Source organism: Streptomyces sp. NPDC006798 (assembly GCF_040635975.1).
GTDB lineage: Bacteria > Actinomycetota > Actinomycetes > Streptomycetales > Streptomycetaceae > Streptomyces.
The window spans coordinates 1-7,399 of the sequence record NZ_JBEYIS010000106.1; the positions used below are offsets into that span (position 1 = coordinate 1).

The following is a 7,399-nucleotide window of genomic DNA, read 5'->3' on the forward strand; positions in this document are numbered from 1 at the left end:
TCAACGCCAACCCCCGACTGCCATGGTCATTCCTCGCCCACACCGGCCTGACCATCCACCCACCACACCCACCGAACTTACGAAAAGATCAGTAGAAGAGGCGCGCCGAAACGCTGTCGGTGAGGTTTTCGAAGATCGTGCGCATCCACGGACCGCGTACGGCCGGCGGGCGGACCAAGGTGTGCTGGAACGTTCTCCGGTCGGCCCGGAAGAGTTGGCCGGGGCGGGGCGGGGGCGGATCGTCGCGGAGCACGTCCCGGGGTATCCGGCCCGATACCGGAACCGGCGGGTACGGCTCCGGTGAGACGAGCCGCAGCCACACCCCCAGCGGCAGGGGCACCGGATACGCGGAGGCGGACGCCGTCGCCCCCTCGGGGGCCCAGGTCCGCCCCGTCCGGGGATGGATCGGCACCAGGAGGATGTCCGCGTCGGCGTCCGGCTGTCCCGGTCCGGCCGGGACGGCCCGCCGTTTCGGGCCACCCGGCGGCAGCAGCGCATCGAGCGCGCGTCGGAACACCACCGCCGCCAGGCCGCCCGGAACCTCCACCGGCCGCCCCTCGGAGGCCACCAGCAGATGGGCGAGCGCATGGCCGGCCGCCGCCTCCCACCGAGGACTCCACGACCAGTAGTGGCTTGATCCCAACGGTCCGCCCCAGGTGGCGATCGGCTCGAACAGGGGTGTCTCCTCCTCCTTCGCCACCAGCTCCGCCCAGGCAAGGGGCGCGGTGTGAACACCGCCGACGGGGACCCGGCGCACAGCGTCCGGGTCGAGCCGCACCATCTGCCAGAGCGAGCAGTCGTCGACCCTGGCCGCCACCGGGAGATCGCAGACCTCGCAGGCCATATTGGGCCCGTCGGCTCCGTCGAGGCCGCAGCAGGCACCGCCGCGCTTCTCGGGAATCAGCCGGGTTCCCCGGATATCACCGGGTGCGATGACACTCGCCCCGGGCGTTCCGTCGGACAGGGCGTGGACCGGCGCGTAGATACCGCGCGCCGCCGCCTCGCCCGGATCGGTCTCGTCCCATTCCCGCCACGGGCCGCCCCAGGGGTCGGGGTCCACGGCGAACTCCCCCGACCGCATGAGCACCGGGAGCTGAGCCGCGTTGCCGTACTTCTGACGGGCGTGCACCGGCAGCGCTACCCGGGACAGCGGGGCGGTCAACTCGGCACCGCAGCCCGCGCACAGAAAAACGAACAAGCGCCCTCCACCTGGGAAAGAGACGCATTTTCGCAGCTGGGCGACGTCCGGCCAAGGTGTTTACGCACCGTCGCGCGGATTCGGCCGCACGGGCCGCCGCCGATTCGGCCGGGCCCGGTCACCTGCGGGTGAAGCGGGGCCGTAGTGCCGGGAACGCCACCGGGCCCGGTGGGACGATCAGCACACCGTCCGACGACCGGACGGAACGGTGCCGAACGGCACGACGGAGCAGAGGAGTCGGGTGCGATGCGGTGGACCGTCCACGGTGAGCGGCAGATCTACACCAACCCCTGGGTGAACCTGTGGCTGGTGGACGTCGAGCAGCCCGACGGCCACCGGTTCGACCACCATGTGGTGCGGATACGGCATCTCTCGGTGGCCGCCGTCGTGGACGACCGGCAGCGGGTGCTGATGATGTGGCGGCACCGGTTCGTCACCGACACCTGGGGCTGGGAGCTGCCCATGGGGCTGATCGAGGCGGGCGAGACGCCGGAGCAGACCGCCGTACGGGAGGTGGAGGAGGAGACCGGCTGGCGGATCTCGGCGATCAAGCCGATGCTCTACGCCCAGCCCGCGAACGGGATCACCGACTCCGAGCACTTCCTCTTCCGGGGCGAGGGCGCGACGTACACCGGGCCGCCGGTCGAGCGGAACGAGACCGACCGGATCGAGTGGATCCCCCTCTCCGAGATCAGGGGAATGATCGACCGGCGCGAGATCGTCAGCGGCGCCACCCTCAACGGGCTGCTCTATCTGCTGCTGGACGAGGCCGGAACGTTCTGAGGTCCGCGTCCGGGACGGGCCGATATCACCTGTCCGTACCGCCCCTCCCGAGTGTTTGCGTGCACCCCTCCGGTAACTTGCACCCCAGTTGTTGCGTTACACATCAAAAATTCAACTTGGGGAGGGTCCGTGGGGGCGGGGAAGAGACGGTTGTGGTGGGGCGGCGGCGCGGTCGCGGCCGGGGTCGCCGGTGTGCTGGTGATCCAGGGCGTCGCGGGCGGACCGACCGACGGGGGCGGCAGCGGCGGCGGGAAGAACGCCGCGTCCGGCTCGCCCCGTACGGAGGCCCGGGCCGCCGGTCTGGAGATCGCCGCGGACGGCGCCTCCGCCGCACTGGCCCGCCGGGACACCGAGCCCTTCAGCATGCTCGGTGTGACCTGGACCGATCCCGCCGCGCGGATCACCGGATCCGTCGAGGTACGGACCAAGGCGGCGGCGTCCGGGAAGTGGTCGCCGTGGCGTGGACTGGAGGGCGAGCACGCCCTGCTGGGCGACGCCGGGGGCCGCGGCGGTACGGACCCGGTCTGGGTCGGCCCGTCGAAGGGCGTGGAGGTACGGGCGAAGGCGGGCGGCGCTGTGACGAAGCTGCCCGCCGGGCTGCGGCTCGACATGGTCGACCCGGGTACCGGTTCGGTGACCGCGATGGAGCCCGCCGCGTACACCCGCCCGCTGGCCGAGACGGAGACCGGGACCGGGACGGCCGGGACCGGGACGGCCGGATCCGGTACGGAAGCCGGTACGGAGACCCCACCGGCCACGACCACCGAGCCGACCGTCCCCGCCGACACGTCGACACCGGCGCCCGCGCCCACCCAGTCCACCGAGCCGCCGGTGCCGCAGCCGACGGACTCCCCGGCCGCCTCGCCGGACCCGACGCCGTCCGCCACCGCGCCCACCACCACGCCGACCGTGGCGCCCACCCCGACCCCGGGACCGCCGTCGACCGCCCCGCGTCCCCCGGTCACCACCCGCGCGGGCTGGCAGGCCGACGAGTCGATGAGCCCTGAGGCCCCGGCCTATCTCCCCGACGACCGGGTGAAGGCCGTCACGGTCCACCACACCTCCGAGACCAACGCCTACACCTGCGACCAGTCGCCCGCGATCGTCCGCGGCCTGTACGCGTACCACGTCAAGGGACGCGCCTGGAAGGACATCGGCTACCACTTCCTGGTCGACAAGTGCGGCACGATCTTCGAGGGCCGCAAGGGCGGCACGGACCGGCCCGTCGTCGGCGCCCACGCGTACGGCTTCAACGCGGAGACCACCAGCGTCTCGATCCTCGGCAACTTCATGCAGACGTCCCCGCCGCAGGCCGCGCTGAACTCCGCGGCCCGGGTCGCCGCGTGGAAGCTCGGCCAGTACGGGGTCGACCCGGCCGGCACCACCGTCCTCACGGCGGGCGCGGCGGGCGGCAACCTCGCGGGCCGCAAGTGGGCCCAGGGCACCCGGCTGACCTTCCCCACCATCCACGGCCACGGTGACGTCTACGCCACCGAATGCCCGGGCAAGCTGACCTTCCCGCAGCTCAAGACGGTTCGCGAACTGGCGGGCGGTGCCGTGTCCGGACTGGCCGTCGGCTCCGTCACCGGCGGCGGCACGGTCGGCACCACGACCTATGTGAAGAACACCGCGACCGTGAACTGGCGGGCGACCACCCCGGCCGCGCTGATCGGCAAGTACGAGGTCCTGGTCGGCGGCAAGGTGGTGGCGTCCCTCCCGGGCACCGCGACCTCCGCCAGGGTCACCCTCGCCCCGGGCACCCACCGGGTCGAGGTCCGCGCCACGCACATCTCCCGCAAGACCGTGACCTCCGCGCCCCGTACCGTCGTCGCCGACACCACCGTGCCCGTCTTCACCACCAGGCCGTCCGTCGCCCTGCGCGCGGGCACGGCCGGCGCCACGTCCGTCCCGGTCACCCTCGGCTGGAAGGCCACCGACGCCCGGGCCCTGAAGGACGTCCGGCTCACCGGCCCGACCGCCGCGCTCTACGGGCCCACGGCGACCGCCGCTTCCCTCACCGCCAAGCCGGGCACGGCCGCGACCTGGGCGCTGACCGCGTCCGACCAGGCGGGCAACACGGCCTCGGCGTCCGTCGCCGCGACCCCGGTGATCCTCCAGGAGACCCAGGCGGTACGGACCGGCTCCTGGTCGACCAAGTCGGCCTCGGGCTACCTGGGCGGGAAGTCGTACAGCAGCTCCACCAAGAACGCCTCCCTGACCTGGTCCTTCTCCGGCCGCTCGGCCGCCTGGGTGGTCTCCCGCGCGGCGACCTCCGGCCAGGCGTCGATCTATGTGGACGGCAAGCTGGCCAAAACGGTCGATCTGCGGTCCACGACGACCAAGTTCCGGGATGTGATCTGGAGCCAGACCTGGTCGACCAGCGCCCGGCACACGGTCAAGATCGTCGTCACCGGCACCTCCAAGCGCCCCACGATCACCACGGACGGCCTGATCTACCTCCGCTGACCCCGGTCCCGGGGCCCTGACCCCGGGACCCATCGGAGACCTCAACATCCTCGCGGTCCGCGGACCGTGAGTGGCTGTCGCGCAGTTCCGCCCCCTATGCCTTCGGCAATGAGGGACCCCGGGCGCCCTGGCCCTCCCGGGCACCGCCCCAACTGTCCGGGGAGCGCCCGGCGACCGATCGCTGTCGGCGGTCCGCGGCCCGCCCGTGGTTTGTCGCGCAGTTCCCCGCGCCCCTAGGTTGCCTTCCTGGTCGCCCTCGTAGGGAGGCGGGCCCCTCTCACTGAGGCGTGGCTCTTTTCCACAGGGGCGGCGCCGGGGAGAGCGTTCAGGGGCGCGGGGAACTGCGCGACAAGCCACTCACGGTCCGCAGACCGCGGACCGGATCAGGCCCCCGGGCGCGGCCCGGTACGCGACGGCAGGGCCGCCTTCCGCAGGCGCTGCGGCACCGCGCCCTCCGGCAGCGGCGGCACCGGGCCTCCGCCGGGGCCTGAGCCCGGGCCTCCGCGGGCCGCTCCGGCTGCCCGGAGCCGACATGCGCGGTGCCGGTAGCCCCGCCCGAACGATCACCAGCCTCGCCGTCCGCCCCCGCCCCCGGCCCCGGCCCCGGCCATCCGCCGATCCGCAGAAGGGGCGGGCGCCCCGGGCGGCCGTCCTCTGCCGATCGGGGGACCCGCGCACCGCCGGGGGTCAGCAGGGCGCCGGGACGGCCAGTAACGGGCTCTTGTTCCGGCGGAGCCACTGGCGGTACGCCGCCGATCCTTCCGCCGCGTCGCGGTACGCGGCCTCCAGGTCCTCGTACACCCCCGCGTTCCGCTCCGCTCCGTCCGGGCCCGTGACCAGCAGCAGCCGGACCGCCAGCGGGTCGCCGCGGAGCGGTCGTACGGCCATGTCGTCGCGCGGGTCGGAGGTGGGCTGGCAGGGCGCGACGCCCTCGCCGACGGCGATCAGCGCGGCGGCCGTGTGGTAGTCGCCGTGGAGGAGTTGGGGGTCGATCCCGGCCGCGGTGAGCACCCTGCGGACGCCCTCCCATTCGCCGTCGACGGTGGGGTCGACGATCCAGCGGTCACCGGCGAGGTCGGCCAGGTCGACGACGGCCGCGGCGGCGGCCGGATGGTCCCGGGCCATGGAGACGAACTGCGGTTCGCGTTCGACCAGGACCCGGACCGCGAGTCCGGGCGGCACCGTCAGCGGCGAGCCCTCCACCTCGTGGACGAAGGCGACATCGAGCTGACCTGCGGCGACCATCCTCAGCAGGGCATTCGGCGAGACGTCCATATGGAGGGAGATATCCGTTCCGGGCAGCCTGCGGCGGAGTCGTCCGAGCCAGCCGGGCAGCGCGCGGCTGGCGGTGGATCCGATCCGCAGCCGGGGGCCCCGGGACCGGGCGGCGGCGGCCTTGGCCTCCGCCACCAGGGCGCCCATCTCGGCCACCAGGGGGCGGGCCCGGCTGAGTACGGCCCGGCCGACGGGTGTCGGCCGGCAGCCGCTGCGCTGCCGGGAGAACAGCTCCGCGCCGAGGGAGTGCTCGATCCGGCGCAACTGGGTCGTCAGCGACGGCTGACTGACGCCCAGTCGGCGGGCCGCCTTGTGCAGGCTGCCCGTGTCCGCGATGGCGCACAGTGCGCGAAGGTGTCTCACCTCGAGCTCCATGACTGGAGCGTAGGACCGGGCCGCCCGGCCACACCAGACGCACAGTCCCGGCGCACCGCCACAAAGACCGGCAAAGAAAAACAACAAACGGAATCCCCTGAACCGGATAGCGGACAGCGACGGTGGCCGTCCGGGGGGCCGGTGTGAACGGTCGCGTACGGCTGTGTGAACCTGGCTCGAACGACCCCGGCGCGGCCTCGGCGCGGGCCCGGCAGGCCCCTTCACGGCCCGGCCGGTCCACGTCCCGCCCCCTGTCCGGGACCGTCGGCGAACCCCTCGCCGAGCGATCCCCGAGCGATCCCCGTGCGACGGCCCGACGGCGGACCGACCACGGCCGTACGCCCCGGAACGCCCGCCTCCGCCACCGAGGCGGAACGCGCCCGACGGGCCGGTGATAGCCGGGCGTTATCGCCGGTTGGCATCATCCCAAGCAGGGGGGGTTCCTCGAAACTCCGTACCGAACCCGTTCAACGGACGAGTAGGAGCCCCCCATGCGTCACCCCCGATCCGTCCTCGCCGCCGCCATCGGTGTCGGCCTCGCCGCGGCACTCGGCGCCACCCCCGCCACCGCCGCCGACTCCTCGGCCGTCCCCGCGGCCGACTCCGCCGGTCTCTCCGTCACGTCCAAGGCGCTCACCGCCGCCTGGGAGTCGTACGAGGGCTCGGGCGAGGACGCCCGTGCCACCGAGGCGTTCTTCAAGGCGGTCCAGAAGTCCGTCGCCGAGAAGCGCGCCGCCAACCCCGGCGCCCGCGCGGTGACCGTCAACTACAGCGCCGCCGGAGCGCCTTCGTTCCGCAGCCAGATAGCCCGCAGCACCCAGGTGTGGAACGGCACGGTCGCCAACGTCCGCCTCCAGGAAGGCCCGAACCCCAGCTTCACCTACCGCGAGGGCAATGACCCGCGCGGCTCGTACGCCAGCACCGACGGCCACGGCCGCGGCTACATCTTCCTCGACTACCGGCAGAACCAGATCTACAACTCCAACCGCGTCACCACCCACGAGACCGGCCATGTCCTCGGTCTGCGGGACAACTACCGAGGCCCGTGCAGCGAGCTGATGTCCGGCGGCGGCCCCGGCCCGTCCTGTCAGAACGACATCCCCAACTCGGCCGAGCGCAACCGGGTCAACCAGCTGTGGGCCTACGGCTTCGCGCCGGTGAACCGCAACCGGTAACGGACCCGCCCCCCGGGGCCGTTCTCCCGGGCGTGATCCGGTCCACCTCGGTGTCCGGGCCGTCGGAGCGCAGGGCGCCCGTCGTCCACCAGTACTCCGGAGCCCGGCGCTCCACCCGCCACTCCTT

The 7,399-nt window shown here is 73.1% G+C and carries 5 protein-coding genes; 3 read left to right on the plus strand and 2 right to left on the minus strand.

The genetic code is table 11. The annotated features are described in order from the left end of the window. Positions 1 to 88: 88 nt before the first annotated feature. Complete coding sequence (locus ABZ714_RS34615) at positions 89 to 1,198, minus strand: hypothetical protein (RefSeq protein WP_358829343.1); 1,110 nt, start codon at positions 1,196 to 1,198, stop codon at positions 89 to 91. A 246-nt stretch (positions 1,199 to 1,444) separates the two neighbouring features. Between ABZ714_RS34615 and ABZ714_RS34620 the strand changes: the two genes are divergently transcribed. Together ABZ714_RS34620 and ABZ714_RS34625 are read left to right on the plus strand one after the other, a co-directional pair. After that, complete coding sequence (locus ABZ714_RS34620; RefSeq protein WP_358829344.1) at positions 1,445 to 1,981, plus strand: NUDIX hydrolase; 537 nt, start codon at positions 1,445 to 1,447, stop codon at positions 1,979 to 1,981. Between the two features lie 363 nt (positions 1,982 to 2,344). Next, the gene (locus ABZ714_RS34625; RefSeq protein ID WP_358829347.1) at positions 2,345 to 4,447 is read left to right on the plus strand and encodes a peptidoglycan recognition protein; all 2,103 of its coding nucleotides are present in this window, start codon (positions 2,345 to 2,347) and stop codon (positions 4,445 to 4,447) included. 687 nt (positions 4,448 to 5,134) lie between these two features. Here ABZ714_RS34625 and ABZ714_RS34630 read toward each other — a convergent pair. Next, positions 5,135 to 6,097, minus strand: a complete 963-nt coding sequence (locus tag ABZ714_RS34630) for a LysR family transcriptional regulator (RefSeq protein WP_358829345.1) — start codon at positions 6,095 to 6,097, stop codon at positions 5,135 to 5,137. 491 nt (positions 6,098 to 6,588) lie between these two features. On the opposite strand from ABZ714_RS34630, the gene snpA reads away from it, so the two are divergent. Then, positions 6,589 to 7,272, plus strand: coding sequence for a snapalysin (gene snpA, locus ABZ714_RS34635; RefSeq protein WP_358829346.1), 684 nt, complete (start codon positions 6,589 to 6,591; stop codon positions 7,270 to 7,272). The last annotated feature ends 127 nt before the right edge of the window (positions 7,273 to 7,399 follow it).

What these genes read in the sequence shown, in the direction of transcription:
- ABZ714_RS34625 (WP_358829347.1), top strand. Translation starts at nt 2,345, where the DNA reads ATGCTCGGTGTGACCTGGACCGATCCCGCCGCGCGGATCACCGGATCC.
- ABZ714_RS34630 (WP_358829345.1), bottom strand. Translation starts at nt 6,097, where the DNA reads ATGGAGCTCGAGGTGAGACACCTTCGCGCACTGTGCGCCATCGCGGAC.
- snpA (WP_358829346.1), top strand. Translation starts at nt 6,589, where the DNA reads ATGCGTCACCCCCGATCCGTCCTCGCCGCCGCCATCGGTGTCGGCCTC.
- ABZ714_RS34620 (WP_358829344.1), top strand. Translation starts at nt 1,445, where the DNA reads ATGCGGTGGACCGTCCACGGTGAGCGGCAGATCTACACCAACCCCTGG.